The sequence below is a fragment of the Kitasatospora sp. NPDC092948 genome, assembly GCF_044754805.1.
Classification (GTDB): Bacteria; Actinomycetota; Actinomycetes; order Streptomycetales; family Streptomycetaceae; genus Kitasatospora.
The window spans coordinates 135,225-151,075 of sequence record NZ_JBIVPU010000009.1 but is presented as its reverse complement, the minus strand read 5'-3'; the positions used below and the strand labels follow the sequence as shown (position 1 = coordinate 151,075).

Annotated in this window: 15 protein-coding genes; 10 read left to right on the top strand and 5 right to left on the bottom strand. The window is 73.5% G+C overall.

Annotated features, from left to right (window positions below; genetic code table 11):
• The first annotated feature begins 9 nt into the window (after positions 1-9).
• Entirely contained in the window at positions 10-504 is a 495-nt protein-coding gene (locus tag ACIQF6_RS24895; protein WP_400898610.1) for a hypothetical protein, read from the top strand.
• Here the strand turns inward: ACIQF6_RS24895 and ACIQF6_RS24890 are convergent.
• Both ACIQF6_RS24890 and ACIQF6_RS24885 read right to left on the bottom strand, forming a co-directional pair.
• Positions 464-1,783 carry a hypothetical protein gene (locus ACIQF6_RS24890; protein ID WP_400898608.1) on the bottom strand — a complete coding sequence of 440 codons (1,320 nt, stop codon included), beginning with the start codon at positions 1,781-1,783 and terminating at the stop codon, positions 464-466. The genes ACIQF6_RS24895 and ACIQF6_RS24890 overlap by 41 nt on opposite strands.
• Positions 1,773-4,055: a hypothetical protein gene (locus ACIQF6_RS24885; protein ID WP_400898606.1), complete on the bottom strand. Its 2,283-nt coding sequence runs from the start codon at positions 4,053-4,055 to the stop codon at positions 1,773-1,775. Before ACIQF6_RS24885 ends, ACIQF6_RS24890 begins: the two co-directional genes overlap by 11 nt.
• Before the next feature lie 147 nt (positions 4,056-4,202).
• Between ACIQF6_RS24885 and ACIQF6_RS24880 the strand changes: the two genes are divergently transcribed.
• Entirely contained in the window at positions 4,203-6,617 is a 2,415-nt protein-coding gene (locus ACIQF6_RS24880; RefSeq protein ID WP_400898604.1) for an ATP-binding cassette domain-containing protein, read from the top strand.
• Positions 6,618-6,757: 140 nt separating this feature from the next.
• On the top strand, positions 6,758-7,135 hold the full coding sequence (locus ACIQF6_RS24875; protein ID WP_400898603.1) for a GNAT family N-acetyltransferase: 378 nt from the start codon (positions 6,758-6,760) through the stop codon (positions 7,133-7,135).
• 7 nt (positions 7,136-7,142) lie between these two features.
• Here the strand turns inward: ACIQF6_RS24875 and ACIQF6_RS24870 are convergent, their stop codons facing one another.
• Positions 7,143-7,478: a winged helix-turn-helix transcriptional regulator gene (locus tag ACIQF6_RS24870; RefSeq protein WP_400898602.1), complete on the bottom strand. Its 336-nt coding sequence runs from the start codon at positions 7,476-7,478 to the stop codon at positions 7,143-7,145.
• A gap of 107 nt (positions 7,479-7,585) precedes the next feature.
• Between ACIQF6_RS24870 and ACIQF6_RS24865 the strand changes: the two genes are divergently transcribed.
• The 6 genes from ACIQF6_RS24865 (at position 7,586) to ACIQF6_RS24840 (ending at position 12,400) form a co-directional block, all read left to right on the top strand.
• Entirely contained in the window at positions 7,586-8,227 is a 642-nt protein-coding gene (locus ACIQF6_RS24865) for an NAD(P)-dependent oxidoreductase (protein ID WP_400898600.1), read from the top strand.
• A 317-nt stretch (positions 8,228-8,544) separates the two neighbouring features.
• Entirely contained in the window at positions 8,545-8,970 is a 426-nt protein-coding gene (locus tag ACIQF6_RS24860) for a VOC family protein (protein ID WP_400898598.1), read from the top strand.
• Positions 8,971-9,003: 33 nt separating this feature from the next.
• Positions 9,004-9,564, top strand: coding sequence for a DinB family protein (locus ACIQF6_RS24855; RefSeq protein ID WP_400898596.1), 561 nt, complete (start codon positions 9,004-9,006; stop codon positions 9,562-9,564).
• A gap of 96 nt (positions 9,565-9,660) precedes the next feature.
• Positions 9,661-9,735: a putative leader peptide gene (locus ACIQF6_RS24850; RefSeq protein ID WP_354644872.1), complete on the top strand. Its 75-nt coding sequence runs from the start codon at positions 9,661-9,663 to the stop codon at positions 9,733-9,735.
• Between the two features lie 120 nt (positions 9,736-9,855).
• A complete protein-coding gene (locus ACIQF6_RS24845; protein ID WP_400898594.1) occupies positions 9,856-10,872 on the top strand; it encodes an isopenicillin N synthase family dioxygenase in 1,017 nt (338 codons plus the stop codon).
• A 55-nt stretch (positions 10,873-10,927) separates the two neighbouring features.
• On the top strand, positions 10,928-12,400 hold the full coding sequence (locus ACIQF6_RS24840; protein WP_400898592.1) for a hypothetical protein: 1,473 nt from the start codon (positions 10,928-10,930) through the stop codon (positions 12,398-12,400).
• 7 nt (positions 12,401-12,407) lie between these two features.
• Here ACIQF6_RS24840 and ACIQF6_RS24835 read toward each other — a convergent pair whose 3' ends face one another.
• The gene (locus ACIQF6_RS24835) at positions 12,408-12,830 is read right to left on the bottom strand and encodes a hypothetical protein (RefSeq protein WP_400898590.1); all 423 of its coding nucleotides are present in this window, start codon (positions 12,828-12,830) and stop codon (positions 12,408-12,410) included.
• 89 nt (positions 12,831-12,919) lie between these two features.
• Between ACIQF6_RS24835 and ACIQF6_RS24830 the strand changes: the two genes are divergently transcribed.
• Positions 12,920-13,669, top strand: coding sequence for a MerR family transcriptional regulator (locus ACIQF6_RS24830; protein ID WP_400898588.1), 750 nt, complete (start codon positions 12,920-12,922; stop codon positions 13,667-13,669).
• Here the strand turns inward: ACIQF6_RS24830 and ACIQF6_RS24825 are convergent.
• Positions 13,657-15,840 (bottom strand): 3-hydroxyacyl-CoA dehydrogenase NAD-binding domain-containing protein, encoded by a 2,184-nt coding sequence (locus tag ACIQF6_RS24825; RefSeq protein ID WP_400898586.1) that lies wholly within the window; start codon positions 15,838-15,840, stop codon positions 13,657-13,659. The genes ACIQF6_RS24830 and ACIQF6_RS24825 overlap by 13 nt on opposite strands.
• Between the last annotated feature and the right edge of the window lie 11 nt (positions 15,841-15,851).

Here is a 15,851-nt window from a genome sequence, read left to right as displayed (position 1 = left end):
GGGGACGAAGTGGCCGCGTGGGGTGTGACATTGACGGTGGAGTGCCCGTGCGGGGCCGAGGCCAGGCAGGACGTCGGGCAGGCGCTGCGGGACGGACGGGTCTGCTGGGACGCGGAGTCCCACTGCCCCACCTGCGGGGCCGGGGGGTGCCTGGGCTTCGGCGTCGACGGGACGCCGCGCTGGGTGCGCGACCCGCTGATCGCCCGACACGGCACGGCACGGCTGCGGTTGACCGATCCGGCGGCAGGGCGGGTCGCGGTGCTGAAGACCCTGCGCGAGGCATGGCACCTGACGCTGCCCCAAGCCGGGGAGTTCGCAGCCCAGTTGGCCGATCAGGGGCTGGTCGGCACGCTCCCCGAGGTCGCCTGGCTGCGCGAGCGCCTGGCCGCCCGCGGCGTGCCGACCACCACCGCGGCCGGCTCCGGCGCGGCGACCACCACCGCGGCCGGCTCCGGGGCTGCGGTCAGTCCTTGGGATCCGTCGAGTACTGCCGGGCGCGGCTGAACTGGCCGGTGCCGACCCGGGCGGCGAGGGTGTCGTCCGGGCCGGACAGCAGGGAGCCGTAGCCGGTGGCGGCCCACAGGCTGCGCTCGGCGGGAACTTCGAAGTACGGGACGGTGCGGCCCTGGTCGCGGACCGCGAGGACCTGCGGGGCGCGCCGGGCCCGCAGGGCCTGGGTGCAGTCCGCGCAGGCGGCGATGTCGACCTGTTCGCGGCGGCCGAGCGGCCGCCAGGCGGTGCGGCCGGTGGCGGCGCCGTGCCGGGGGTCGAAGAAGCAGAGCGGCAGGCCGGGCTCGGGGGCGAGCGCGGCACGCCCTTCGGCGGCCAGCGCGAGCACGCCCGCCAGGTCGGCGAGGTCGTGGGCGCCGTCCAGCACCCGGCCGGCCGCGTCGTAGGCATCCAGGGCGCGGGACAGGCCGGGGGTGGCAGTGCCGTCCGCACCGTCCATGGCCTCACCGAGGGCGAGCACCTCGGCGGCGGCCTGCCGGCGCAGCCCCGCCTCGTCGGCGGCCAGGTCGGCGGCGAACACCACGGCCGGAAGCGCGAACGCGGCGTCCCGGCGGTGCGAGCGGCGGCGGCGCACCAGGTACCCGCCGCCGGCCGACACCAGCACCGCCACGACGACGGCGGCGGTGACGACCGGGACGGTGGAGCCGCCGCCGGACGAAGTGCCGGGCGCGGGCGACTCGGTGTGCGGGCGGGCCGCGTACTCGCGGTCCATCCGCTCGCTCTCGGCCTTGTAGACCGCGGTGCCCGTTCCGCTGCCGATCAGGTCGATCGCCCGGCCGACCCGGGCGGCCAGTCCGGCGTCCTTCAGTTCCTTGAGGAGGCTGACGGCGAACGCCGAGTCGTGGGTCTGGTGGGTGTCGGTCGGCCACTCGGTGCCGGTCAGCCAGGTGCCGAAGTCGTCGTTGGTGAGCAGGATCAGCTGCGGCAGGCCGAGACGTTCGTTGACCACGGCGGCCAGCGACTTGGCGCTGCCGTCGAACGCGTCGCCCTTGGCCAGCGGCACCAGCGCCACCTTGATCGGCAGGCCGGTCGCGGCGATCCGGTCCGCGAGTTCCTTCTGCTGGGCGGGGGTGACGGCGGCGGCGAACGCCGGGTCGACGTAGATCGGGCCGGTGCGCAGCACGTCCACGACGGTGGCGGCCGACCCGGCAGCCGGGGTGCTGTCGGCACGGGCCGGACCACCAGTGCCGAGCAGGGCGGCACAGGCCAACAGCAGGACGGCGAGCAGGCCGGCGGCACGGGGGCGGCGAACGGCCGGACGATCACTGGACACTGACGGACTCCCTGGCCCTGAGAACGAGCGGATCGAGACCCTCACGAGCAGCCGACAGCACCGACCCCGCCTCGTCCCAGACGGCATGACCGTCCGGCGCGGGCAGGCGCAGCTGTCGGTCGGCGACCAGGCGGAGGCGGGCGGCCGGGTCGGCGTCGCGGCGGTTGGCGCCGGCGGCGCGGAGGGCGTCCCGGCAGTCGGGGCAGAGTTGGGCGGACTGCGGGCCGATGCCGATGCGGGCGAACCAGGTCGGCACCCGGCCGCCGGTGGCCGCGCCGTGCAGCGGGTTGAGCCGGCAGACGGTCGGGGGGAGGTCGCCGTGCAGTGCGGCCAGCCCGCCCTGGGCGAGCACCACGACGGCGGCCAGCCCGGCGGGCTCGTCCGCGCCGTGCGGGGCGTCGGCGAGCAGTTCGGCGGCGTCCAGGCAGTCCCAGGCGCGGGCCCGGCCGGGCGCGTCCGGTGCGGCGGCGGCGAGCGCGGCGGCCAGTGCGCGGACGTCGTCCTCGGCCCAGCCGCGCAGCTGCCGCAGGGACGGCTGCGCGGTGCCGCGCCGGGGACGGGCGGCGTGCGCTGCGGGGTGCGCCGGGGACGGGTCGGCGGACCGGGCCCGGCGGCGGCGGAGCACGGCGCGGACGGCGGCGGCGACGATCCGGACGGCCAGCAGGACCAGGCCGAGCAGCAGCGCGCCGAGCGCGAGGCCGCCCCGGAAGTCGCCGGTGAACAGCGCCGGCAGCCGGTTGCCGCGCAGCGGCGGCAGCGTGACCTCGGTGGGCACGGGGTCGTCGCCCGGGCGCGGCTCGGCGGCGGCGACGGCGTCCAGCACCTGGCCGAGGCGCGGCATCACCTTCGGGTCGTCGTACGAGCCGTACGGGTAGCGGATGTTGAAGTCCAGCCGGGCGAACCGGCGTTCGACGTCCCGGTCGGTGCCGTAGCTGCTCAGGTCGATCCGGCCGAGCGACGGGTCGATCAGGATGTAGACGCCGTTCTGGCCGGTGCGTTGGCGGATCAGGGAGAGCAGCAGGCGGCTGTCGTGGTTGGTCTCGTCCTCGCTGGTGGACGCGGTGACCACCACGTGGACCGGGCCGACGGGGGCGAGTTCGGCGATCCGCTGCCGGAGTGCGGGCAGCTCGGCGGCGGTCAACGCGTAGGGCGTGGACGGGTCCTGGTAGATCGGGCCGGCGGCGAGGCCGGCGGCGATCTCGTCCACCCGGGCGTCCAGGTCGGCCTGACTCACCGCCAGGTCGGGGCCGTCCACGGTCTGCGGGTAGACCTTCGGCGCGGCGAGCACCACGCCGGCCACGGCGAGCACGGCCGCCAGCAGAGTCGCCGTCAGCACGCCGCGGTGGCGCGCCGCCCGAACGGCCGCGGCGGTCTTCGCGCCCTTCGCGCCCTTCGCATTCCTCGTGGTCTTCGTGGTCTTCGCAGCGGTCGGCTTGCCGAGGTCGACCTTCCCGCCGTCGCCTCCGCGGCCTTCCCGGGCCGGCTTCCCGGCGGCGGACGGCGCTTCCTCGTACGGGGTGTCGTAGCGGCGGGAGAAGCGGAGGCCGAGGGCGATCAGCAGGCCGGGGATCAGCACCGAGACGATGCCGAGGACCAGGTTCTGGTTCTGCCGGTCGGTGGCGCTGATGTACTGGTCGGACCGCTCCACGTTGCGGTAGCGGGCGGCCAGTTCGTCGGACTTCGCGCCGGCCTGTTCCTTGCTCAGGGTCACCGCGTCGACGAATGCCTCGAAGCGGGCCAGCGGAGCGGCGTCGTACGAGGTGCTGTACCTGGCGATCCGCTCGGCGTCCTCGGCGGGGACGTCGATGCCGAACGCGGAGGCGATGACGTCGCCGTACCCGTCGATCACCACGTACAGGCCGTTCTCGCCGAGCCGGTCGTGGACCACGGCGAGCAGTTGGGCGGCCTTGGGCTCGGGCACCGCCAGCACGTAGGTGGGGACGCCGGTGCGCTTCGCGAGGGCGGCGATCTGCGGGGCCAGCGAGCGCGGCAGTTCACGCGGCCGGGCGGCGGAGACGTACACCGGGTTCTTGCGCAGCTCGGCGGCCAGCAGGTCCGCCCGGCTCTGGCTGTCGGCCGCACCGCCCGTCGCCGTGGCACCCGTCGCCGTGGCACCCGTCGCGGTGGCGCTCGGTGTGGGGCCCGGGTCGGCCGCAGCCACGGTGGCCGTGACGGTGACGGTCGCGGTGCCGAGCAGCAGCAGGGCGGCGAGTGCTCCGGCGGCCGTCCGGGCTGTCAGGGTCGCCGGCCGTCCCGTTGTCCGTGTACGCATCGCGCGCCTCCCCCGTGGTTCGGCCAGCCACTCTACCCACGTCCGCCGATGACAGGCCGGACACCTCCCGGCCCTCGGCCCGGCCGGGTGGTTGGATCGGGGGCGGCGGTGCCGCCACGGGCACTGTCGGACGGAGGAGCGAGGACGATGAGCGGCGCCGAGCGGGCGGGCAAGCAGGCGGACCGTCAACACCTGGCGGACTCGCACGATCTGATCCGGGTGCACGGGGCGCGGGTGAACAACCTGAAGGATGTCAGCGTCGAACTGCCCAAGCGCAGGCTGACGGTGTTCACCGGCGTGTCCGGTTCGGGGAAGAGCTCGCTGGTGTTCGGCACCGTCGCCGCGGAGTCGCAGCGGCTGATCAACGAGACGTACAGCGCGTTCGTCCAGGGGTTCATGCCGACGCTGTCCCGGCCCGAGGTGGACGTGCTGGACGGCCTGACCACGGCGATCATCGTGGACCAGCAGCGGATGGGCGCCGACCCGCGCTCGACCGTCGGCACCGCGACGGACGCCAACGCGATGCTGCGCATCCTGTTCAGCAGGCTCGGCGACCCGTTCATCGGCCCGCCGCCGTCGTTCTCCTTCAACGTGCCGACGGTGCACGGCGCGGGGGCGATCACCGTGGAGCGCGGCGCGGGCTCGAAGACCGAGAAGCGCACGTACTCGCGGACCGGTGGCATGTGTCCGCGCTGCGAGGGGCGGGGCGCCGTCTCCGACATCGACCTGGGTCAGCTGTACGACGACACCAAGTCGCTGAACGAGGGCGCGCTGACCATCCCCGGCTACAAGCCCGGTGGCTGGAACTACCGGCTGTACACCGAGTCGGGCCTGGTCGACCCGGACAAGCCGATCCACCGGTACACCGAGAAGGAGCTGCACTCCTTCCTGTACCTCGAGCCGACCAGGATGAAGATCGCCGGCATCAACATGACTTACGAGGGCCTGGTGCTGCGGCTCCAGAAGTCGATGCTGTCCAAGGACCGGGCCGCCCTCCAGCCCCACATCCGGAGCTTCGTGGACCGGGCCGTCACCTTCGCCACCTGCCCGGAGTGCGAGGGCACCCGGCTGAGCGCCGCCGCCCGCTCCTCGAAGATCAAGGGCCGCTCGATCGCCGACGCGTGCGCCCTTCAGATCAGTGATCTCGCCGACTGGGTACGGGAGTTGGACGAGCCTTCGGTGGGGCCGCTGCTGTCCTCGCTGCGGCAGGTGCTGGACTCGTTCACCGAGATCGGCCTCGGCTACCTGTCGCTGGACCGCCCGGCGGGCACGCTGTCGGGCGGCGAGGCGCAGCGGGTGAAGATGATCCGGCAGCTGGGGTCCTCGCTGACCGACGTGACGTACGTATTCGACGAGCCGACCACCGGCCTGCACCCGCACGACATCCGGCGGATGAACGACCTGCTGCTGCGGCTGCGCGACAAGGGCAACACGGTGCTGGTGGTGGAGCACAAGCCGGAGACCATCGCGATCGCCGACCACGTGGTGGACCTCGGCCCGGGCGCGGGTTCGGCGGGCGGCACGGTCTGCTTCGAGGGCAGCGTGGACGGGCTGCGCGCCAGCGGCACCATCACCGGCCGGCACTTCGACGACCGGGCCGCACTGAAGCATGAAGTCCGCACCCCCACAGGCGTGTTGGAGATCCGCGGGGCGAACGCGCACAACCTGCGTGAGGTGGACGTGGACGTGCCGCTGGGCGTGCTGACGGTGGTCACCGGCGTGGCGGGCTCCGGAAAGAGTTCGCTGGTCCACGGCTCGCTGGTCAGCGGTGCGGCGCTGAAGGGCGGCGCGCCGGAGGGCGTGGTGGCGATCGACCAGAGCCCGATCCGCGGGTCGCGGCGCTCCAACCCGGCCACCTACTCGGGCCTGTTGGAGCCGATCCGCAAGGCCTTCGCCAGGGCGAACGGGGTGAAGCCCGCCCTGTTCAGCGCCAACTCCGAAGGCGCGTGCCCGAATTGCAACGGCGCGGGGGTGGTGTACACCGATCTGGCGATGATGGCCGGGGTCGCGACGGTCTGCGAGGAGTGCGAGGGCAAGCGTTTCCAGGCCGCGGTGCTGGAGTACCGCCTCGGCGGCCGGAACATCGCCGAGGTGCTGGCCATGTCGGTGGACGAGGCCGAGTCCTTCTTCGCGACCGGCGAGGCCCGCACCCCCGCCGCGCACACCGTCCTGACCCGCCTCGCCGACGTCGGCCTCGGCTACCTGACGCTCGGCCAGCCCCTCACCACGCTGTCCGGCGGCGAACGCCAGCGCCTGAAGCTCGCCGCACAGATGGCCGAGAAGGGCGGCATCTACGTCCTGGACGAGCCCACCGCCGGCCTGCACCTCGCCGACGTCGAACAACTCCTGGGCCTGCTCGACCGGTTGGTCGACTCCGGCAAGTCCGTCATCGTGGTCGAACACCACCAGGCGGTGATGGCCCACGCCGACTGGATCATCGACCTCGGCCCGGGCGCCGGCCACGACGGCGGCCGCCTCGTCTTCCAGGGCACCCCCACCGCCCTGGTCGCCGACCGCACCACCCTCACCGGACGACACCTCGCGGAGTACGTGGGCGCGTAGCAGCGGGAAATCCGAACGACACGGCATCCGGCGGGGCCGGAGGAGGAGAACCGATGGACATGCAGATCCGCACCGGCCGGGACGGCGACGCGGCGGAGTTGGTGCGGCTGGCCGGGCAGGTGGAGCACTAGTTCGGGGCGATGGTGGACGACCCCGGGTTCCACGGCGCGGTGGAGCGTCAACTCGCCGGGGGGACGGCGCTGGTGGCGGTCCGCGACGAGCGGGTGGTGGGCGGCCTGCTGGTCGGGTACGAGGCGGCGGCGTGCCACCTGCACTGGCTGGTGGTGGACGAGCGCACCCGGGGTACCGGTGTCGGCCGGGCGCTGGTGACGGAGGCGCTGGCCCGCTGCCCGGACGGGGTGGTGGGCGTCGAGGTGGTGACGTTCGGCGCGGACCACCCCGGGGCGGTGGCCAGCGGCGCCCGGGTGTTCTACGAGCGGCTCGGCTTCTCCCCCGCCGAGGCCGTCGAACCCGGCCCGGAGGGCGGCTCCCGCCAGATGTACCGCCGGACGCTCTGACGCTCCGTCAGTTCTCGGGCTTGTGCTCGCGGGCCCAGGTGCAGGCGGTGTCCAGCACGCCGATCAGCGAGCGGCCCACGTCGGTCAGCGCGTATTCGACGTGCGGCGGGTTGCCGCCGTGGTCGGCGCGGGTGAGCCAGCGGTCGCGTTCCATCGCCCGCAGCGTCTCGGTGAGCACCTTCGGGTTGACGCCGCGCAGCCGGGCCTTGAGTTCGGTGAAGCGGTGCGGCCCGTCCGCCAGGCAGCGCAGCACGGCGCCGGACCACTTGTCACCGACCTGGATCGGTGAGCGATGCGTGCACTCCCGGAGGTCGAACACGCCTGCTTCGTCGATGGTGGCCACGCGTACGACGATAACTCTCCTCCGCCCCGGTTTCGTTGCAGTAACCGGGGGTGCCCGTCCTACCGTCGGCGACGACACGGAACGCAGCAGGTCACCGAGGAGGAGCCATGAGCAAGGTCGTGATTTTCGGCGCGGGCGGACGAGTCGGCCGCGCGGCGGTCGCGGAGGCGGTGCGGCGCGGCCACAGCGTGACGGCGGTGGTCCGCGACCCGGCCAAGTACCCGGATCTGGACGGCGGTTCGGGCGTGACGGTGGTGCGGGGCGACGCGACGGACCCGGACGCCGTCGCCCGGGCGGCGGCCGGCCACGACGCGGCGATCAACGCCTCGGTGCGGCTGGACGTCTCGTCCGAGGCCTATTTCACGGCCACCGCCCACGCGCTGATCACCGGCCTGCGCGAGGCCGGCGTGGGCCGGCTGCTGGTGCTGGGCATCGCCACCACGCTGGAGACCGCCCCGGGGGTCCGCATCATGGACGACCCCCAATTCCCGGTGGAGTACCGGACGTTCTCCCAGGGCCACGTCGTCGAGTTCGACCTCCTCGCCACCGGAGCCGGCCCCCTCGACTGGCTGATGGTCGTCCCGCCCATGGACCTCACCCCCGACGCCCCCGCCACCGGCCACTACCTCACCGCGGTCGACACCGTCACCGGCACCGGCCGCATCTCGCACGCCGACCTGGCCGTGGCCCTGCTGGACGAGATCGACACCCCGAAGCACCACGCCGTCCAGCTGGCCGTCTCCCACTGACGCCCCGACACCCACCCGGACCGGCCGACAGCCGGCCACCGGCCCCGGTCACCGTCGGCGGGCGGAGACCGGGGCCGGCGCGCGACCCGACCTCCCACCGTCACGCCGTCACGCTGACTCGCCCTCGCGCCGTCGCACCGACTCGCCGTCACGCGGTCGCGCCGTCGCGCCGTCGCGCCATCGCGCCATCGCGCCATCGCGCCATCGCGCCATCGGGATGACGCCCCGTCATCTCTCCGGCGCGGCACACCCCTCCGACCTGCGGCGCGACCTACGGTGGGGCGCACGTCGCAGCCGGAGAGCCGAGGAGGCCGGAGATGACCGGGGCCGCTGTTCCCCCGCCGCCGCAGGTGTGGCCGACGCTGCGGGCGCGGGACGCCCGGGCGTTGATCGCGTTCCTGGTGGAGGCATTCGGCTTCGAGGCGACGTCCGTGTACACGGACGGCGACCACGTGTCGCACGCCGAGCTGGCGTGGCCGCCCGGAGGCGGCATCATGATCGGGTCCGAGAAGGATCCCGCGGAGAGCGCGGGCGGTTCGTCGCCGCTGCGGCCCGGCACGTTCGGCGCGTACGTGGTGACCGACGACCCGGACGGCCTGTACCGGCGGGCGGTGGGCGCCGGCGCCAGGGTGGTCGCCGAACTGCACGACACCGACTACGGCTCGCGGGACTTCTCGGTGCGCGACCCGGAGGGCAACCACTGGTCGTTCGGCACCTACCGGGGCGAGCCGCGCAAGCACTGATCGCTGTCGGAGGGCTCTGACAGGCTGGCGGCCATGACGACCGAACCGACTCCGCCCCCGCTGCACCTCTCCCCCGCCTGGGCCGACGCCGACAGCCGGACCACGCCGCCGCTGGTGGGCGACGAGCGCGAGCTGCTCACCTCCTACCTGGACTTCCACCGCGAGACCTTCGCCATGAAGTGCGCGGGCGTCCCGGTCGAGCGGCTGTCCGAACTCGCGCTCCCCCCGTCGGGTTTGAGCCTGCACGGGCTGCTGCGGCACCTGACGGGCGTCGAGCAGTGGTGGTTCGAGATCCAGTTCGCCGGCGACGAGAGCAGGCCGCTCCAGTACTACTCCGACGACGACCCGGACCAGGACTTCGAGCACCTGGACGGCGACTTCGCCGAGGCCCTGGCCCGCTGGCACGCCCAGGTCGAGACCTCCCGCCGGATCCTCGCCGAGGCGCCCTCGCTGGACGCCACCGGCATCCAGAAGTCCACCGGCAAGCCGGTCTCGCTGCGCCGCATCCTGCTGCACATGCTCGCCGAGTACGCCCGCCACAACGGCCACGCCGACCTGCTGCGCGAGCGCATCGACGGCGCGACCGGGTACTGACCGGCGGGCGGGCAGCCGCCCGGCGACCGAACGATCGGTTGATCGAATACTGTCATTTTCCGGTCGGCGTCCGGGCGGGGGTTGTAGCCTGGCGGGGTGCTTCTTCTTGTCAGCCGTCGCCACGTGGACCTGCTCCGCGTCACGAGCATGTCCTGTCGACGCTCCGGCTGATCGCTCCGCCACCCTCCCCGCCCGTCCGTGGTCCACCCGGCCCCGGCCGGGCGCCGCCACCCCGGCACCTCCGGCGTGACCCGCCGTGACGGCCGGGCCTTTCCCCGTGGACGCGCACCCATGACCATGCAGCACCCCACCGCCCTCCCCGTCATCGACCTCTCGCTCGCCGACGGCGCCCCCGCCGAGCGGGACCGGCTCCGCCGGGAGCTGCGGGAGGCCGCCACCGGAGTCGGCTTCTTCCAGCTCGTCGGGCACGGCGTGACCGCCGCCGAGACCGCCGGCCTCACCTCCGCGATGCGCGCGTTCTTCGCGCTCCCCGAGGCCGACCGACTGTCCGTCAGCAACCTCAACTCCCCGCACTTTCGCGGCTACACGCGCACCGGCGACGAACGCACCGGCGGCAGCCGCGACTGGCGCGACCAGCTCGACATAGGCCCCGAACTGCCCCCGCACGTGCCCGCGCCCGGCGAGCCCGCCTACTGGTGGCTGGAGGGCCCCAACCAGTGGCCCGCCGCGCTCCCGGAGCTGCGCACCGCGGCCCTGCACTGGATCGACCGCCTCGACGCCGTCGCCCGCCGGCTGCTGCACGAGCTCCTCGCCTCGATCGGCGCCCGCCCGGACTTCTACGACGACGCCTTCGCCCCGCACCCCCACCTGCACCTGAAGCTGGTCCGCTACCCGGGCACCGCCCCCGACGGCGCCGAGCAGGGCGTCGGCACCCACAAGGACTACGGCTTCATCACCCTCCTCCTCCAGGACACCGTCGGCGGCCTCCAGGTCGAACGCCCCGACGGCACCTTCCTGGACGTCCCCCCGCTGGACGGCGCCTTCGTCGTCAACCTCGGCGAACTCCTCGAAGTCGCCACCGACGGCTACCTCAAGGCCACCAGCCACCGCGTCCTGTCCCCGTCGGGCGCCCGCGAACGCTTCTCCGTCCCGTTCTTCTACAACCCGCGCCTCGACGCCCGGATCACCCCGCTCGACTTCCCGCACGCCCACCACGCCCCCGGCGTCACCCGGGACCCGGCCAACCCGCTGCACGCCGAGTTCGGCACGAACGAGCTGAAGGGCTTCACCCGGGCCCACCCGGAGGTCACCCGCCGCCATCACGCCGACCTCCTCCCCCGGGGCTGAGCAGGCACCGGGCCGTGAGGTAGGTTTCCCGCCCCAGGAACGAAGGGGCAGGAAGATGACGGGGTACGACCACTGGTTCCGGCTGGAGCTGGAGGTGACCGGCACCGCCAACGGCCGGGGCGCGCTCTCCGCGCTGCTGGCGGCCCAGGGCTGGCTGGTCACCGAGCTGGTGGACGGCGGGCCGCGCCACGGCCGCTGGCTGGTGGAGGCGGGCGTCACCGGCGCGCGGGCCGGTGCGGGGCTCGCCGTGCGGTTGACGCTCGACCGGCTGGTCGGCCGGACCCCGGTCGACGTCGATCTCCGGCTGATGGAGCCGATCGTCCGTCAGGAGCTGCCGCGCGGGCGGTACTTGGTCCAGCGCCCGGCCCGGGTGCCGTCCTGGCTCCGCGCGGCAGCGTCACGCACCCGGCTGTTCGACACCGGCCGCGAGCTGTTCCTGCCACCGGGCCCGGACATCCGCCGCCGGGCCGGGGCCGAGGCGGTCCGGGCCCTGCCGGGAGCCCCGACGCCCCCGGCGGACGGCACGCCCAGGCCGGTCGGCCACGAGTTGGACCGCCCCGGCCGAACCTCCGCGCCCTTCGTACCGGCTCAGGTGGTGGGACCGGTCACGGTCGTATTGCTGAGCGCGACCGTGCTTGCCGGTGTGCTGCTGGGCGGATCGCAGCCGGGCCCGGCTGCCTGGGCGGGCGTCCTGCTGGTGGTCGCGCTCGGTGGTGCCGCGGCCGGGGCCGCATTCAACTCCGGGCACTGGGCCTCCGGGCCACGACGCGGAGTCAAGGCCGCACTCGCGCTCGCCACCGCGGCGGTGGCCCTGACCGTCGCGGTGGCCCTGCTCGATTCGTCCGCACCCGGGTTCGGCAACGCCGCACTGGTCTCGGGCGCGATCCTGCTGTGCGGCAACGGTCTCCGACTGCTGCTGCGCGGCCTGACCTGGCAGGCCACCGCCGCCTGGCTGGTCCCGGCGCTGCTGCCGGTCGTGCTGGTCGTGCTGCCCGGGTTCGGCTTCTCGCTGCACGTCTTCTACATGGACGGGTTCGGCTTGAACCGCGAGGACGTGCAGGTCCCCTCCATGTGGCAGGTGATCGCCGACACCAAGGCGCTGATCGTGGCGGTCGGGCCGCTGGTCGCCGTCTCACTGCTCGGTTACGCACGGCACCTGCACGCCTTCCGGACGACCAGCGGGCTGTCGGTCGCAGCGTTCCTTATGTTCTGCACGTGCTTGGGCTTCGTCACCCTGTTCCAGACCCAGATCATGGTGCCCGCCTCGCACGCCGCCGCCGTCGCCCAGCAGCAGGCCAGGAACGGCCGGCAGCCCGCGGCGTACTTCGGGATCGCCCCGCGTCGGGTCTGTCTGCGGCCGGTCGCCGAGGCCGGCTGGGACGGGGCCGCGCCGGTGGCGGAGCATCCGTACCTGGTGTTCCCGGCGGCCGGCGACTGGGCCGCGCTGTGGGACGTCCGGACCGGCGAGACGCTGAACGTCAAGCGCGAGCAGTACCGGATCACCGACTCGACCGCGTCCGACTGCTGACGTCCGGTCAGGTGTCGTAGGTGCCGTCCCACGGCGCGCCGAAGCCGAGGCGGCACGGGTAGAGCTCGGCCCAGTCGAACTGCTCCTCGCCGGGCGGGTACTCGCCGTGGGACTCCAGCACCAGGCCGAACAGGTCGCCGTCGCGGTGCTCCGCGAACGGGGCGATCGCGATGTCGCCGTACTCGCGGCCGGGGAGCCCGTCCAGCAACTGGTGGAGCCGGGCATCCGAATCGCCGGGGACGGGGACGAGTTCGACGGTGGAGCCGAGGTGCCGACCGGCCGGGTCGAACGTGTGCAGGACGACCCAGCAGCCGGTGCGGGCGGGCGCCCAGGTCACATGGGCGAGGAACTGGCCGCCGGCCCAGTGGCCGATGGTGTCGGTGCGGTAGTGGGGCTCGTACGCGATCGGGATCAGGTCGGGAACGGTCATGGCGGGGAGAGTAGCGCCCTGGTGCGACAGCGGACGCCGGTGTCACACTGCTGGTGTCACAGTGGCACTGACACGAAGGCTGGGGTGCGATGGGCGGCGGGGAGCTGCGGTTCACGGTGGACGAGCTGGCCGCCCGGGCCGGGGTGACGGTCAGGACGTTGCGGTTCTACGGGGCGAAGGGGCTGCTGCCGCCGCCGGAGCTGGGGCCGCGGCGGGTGGGGCTGTACGGGGCCGAGCACCTGGGGCGGCTGGAGTTGATCGAGGAGTTGCAGCGGCAGGGGCTGACGCTCGCGGCGATCGACCGGTATCTGACGCAACTCCCGTCGGACATCGGCGAGTTGGACTTGGCCATCCATCGCGCCCTGGTGGCGTCCTGGACGCCGGAGTCGGCCGAGGAGGCCACCAGGGCGCAGTTGGAGCGGCGGACGGGGCGCGCACTGTCGGACGCGGATCTGGACGGCCTGGCCGCGATGGGCGCGCTGCACCGCACCGACGACCCGGACGTGTTCAAGGTCGAGCCGGGCCTGCTGCCGCTGGGGGTGCGGGTGCTGGACGTGCCGATCCCGTTGGAGACGCTGGTCGCGGCGCGGGCGGTGGTGCGGCTGCACAGCCAGGCGACGGCGCACGATCTGCACCGGCTGTTCCGGGACACCGTGTGGCGGCCCTACCGGGAGAGCGGCCCGGAGCCCGAGGAGCTGGAGCGGATGCGGGAGTTGACGGACCGGATCCAGCCGATGGTGGTGCAGGCGCTGGTGACGGCCTTCCAGCGGTCGCTCGCGGAGGAGCTGGCCCGCCCGGCGGACCGGGCGGGCCAGGAGGAGAGCGATCAGTCGCGGTAGCGGCCGCCGCTCTCGGCGAGGGCGACCAGCGACGCCGGCGGGGTGAAGCGCTCGCCGTACGCGGCGGCGAGTTCGCGGGCGCGGGCGACGAAGCCGGCCGGGCCGCCCGGGTAGCCGTTGACGTACTGGAGGACGCCGCCGGTCCAGGCGGGGAAGCCGATGCCGAGGATGGAGCCGACGTTGGCGTCGGCGACCGAGGTGAGCACGTTCTCGTCCAGGCAGCGGACCGAGTCGAGGGCCTCGGAGAAGAGCATCCGCTCCTTCATGTCCTCGAACGGAATCTCCGCGCCGGGCTGCGCGCTGTGCTTGTCCTTACCGAAGTGCTCGCGCAGGCCGGGCCAGAGCCGGGTGCGGCGGCCGTCGACGTAGTCGTAGAAGCCGGCGCCGCCGCTGCGGCCGGGGCGGTCGAACTCGTCGATCATCCGGTCCATGACGATCTCGCCGGGGTGCTCGACCCAGGTGCCGCCGGCCTCCTCGACGGCGCGGCGGGACTCGTTGCGGATCTTGCGCGGCAGGGTGAGGGTGAGCTCGTCCAGCAGCGACAGCACCTTCGCGGGGTAGCCGGCCTGCGCGGCGGCCTGTTCGACGGAGGACGGGTCGAGGCCCTCGCCGATCATCGCGACGCCCTCGTTGATGAACTGGCCGATGACGCGCGAGGTGAAGAAGCCGCGGGAGTCGTTGACCACGATCGGGGTCTTGCGGATCTGCCGGACCAGGTCGAAGGCGTGCGCGAGCGCCCGGTCGCCGGTCTGCGGGCCGCGGATGATCTCCACCAGCGGCATCTTGTCGACCGGCGAGAAGAAGTGCAGGCCGATGAAGTCGGCAGGCCGCTCGACGCCTTCGGCCAGCACGCCGATCGGCAGGGTGGAGGTGTTGGAGCAGAGCAGCGCGTCGGGGGCGACCACGTGCTGGATCTCCTGGAACACCTTGTGCTTGAGCTCGGGGTTCTCGAAGACCGCCTCGATGACGGTGTCGCAGCCGGCCAGGTCGGCCGGGTCCGCGGTGGGGGTGATCCGGGAGAGGAGCTCGTCGCGCTCCTCCGGCGACAGCCGGCCGCGCTGCACCTGCTTGTCCAACAGGCCTGCCGAGTAGGCCTTTCCGCGCTCGGCGGCCTCCAGGGTGACGTCCTTCAGCAGCACCGTCAGCCCGGCCTGCGCGCACGAGTACGCGATGCCCGCGCCCATCATGCCGGCGCCCAGCACGGCGACCTTCGAGGCCTTCCGGGCCGGCACCGCATCCGGGCGGGAGGCCCCGGAGTTGACGGCCTGCATGTCGAAGAAGAAGGCCTGGATCATGTTCTTGGAGGTGGCGCCGCAGGCCAGCTCGGTGAAGTACCGGGCCTCGATGACGAACGCGGTCTCCACGTCGACCTGCGAGCTCTCCACGGCCGCCGCCAGGATGTTGCGCGGCGCCGGGTACGGCGCGCCGTTCAGCTGCTTGCGCAGGTTGGCGGGGAAGGCCGGCAGGTTGGCGGCCAGCGCGGGGGTGCTGGGGGTGCCGCCGGGGATCTTGTAGCCCTTGGCGTCCCAGGGCTGCGCGCTGACCGGGTTGTTGGCGATGAACGCGCGCGCCTGCGCGAGCATCTCCTCGGCGGTGGAGGCGAGTTCGTGCACCAGGCCGTTCTGCAACGCCTGCGCGGGACGGTACTGGCGGCCCTGGAGCAGGACCTTCAGCAGGGCGTCGGTGATGCCGAGCATCCGCACGGTGCGGACCACTCCGCCGCCGCCGGGCAGCAGGCCGAGGGTGACTTCGGGCAGGCCGATCTTGCTGCCGGGGGCGTCCAGCGCGATCCGGTGGTGGCAGGCGAGGGCGATCTCCAGGCCGCCGCCGAGCGCGGCGCCGTTGATCGCGGCGACCACCGGCTTGCCGAGGGTCTCCAGCTTGCGCAGCGCGCGCTTGATCCGCATCGAGTTGGCGAACACCTGCTCGGCGTCGTCCGGCCCGACCGAGGAGAGCAGCTTGAGGTCGCCGCCGGCGAAGAAGGTCTTCTTCGCGGAGGTGACGACGACGCCGGTCAACTCCTCGGTGGCGGCGAGGCGTTCGACGGTCGCTTCGAGCGCGTCGGTGAACGCGGCGTTCATGGTGTTGGCGGACTGGGCGGGGTCGTCGAGGACGAGGGTGACCACGCCGTCCTGGTCCTGCTCCCAGCGGATGGGGCTCACGTCGGTCATTGTGTCGAAGT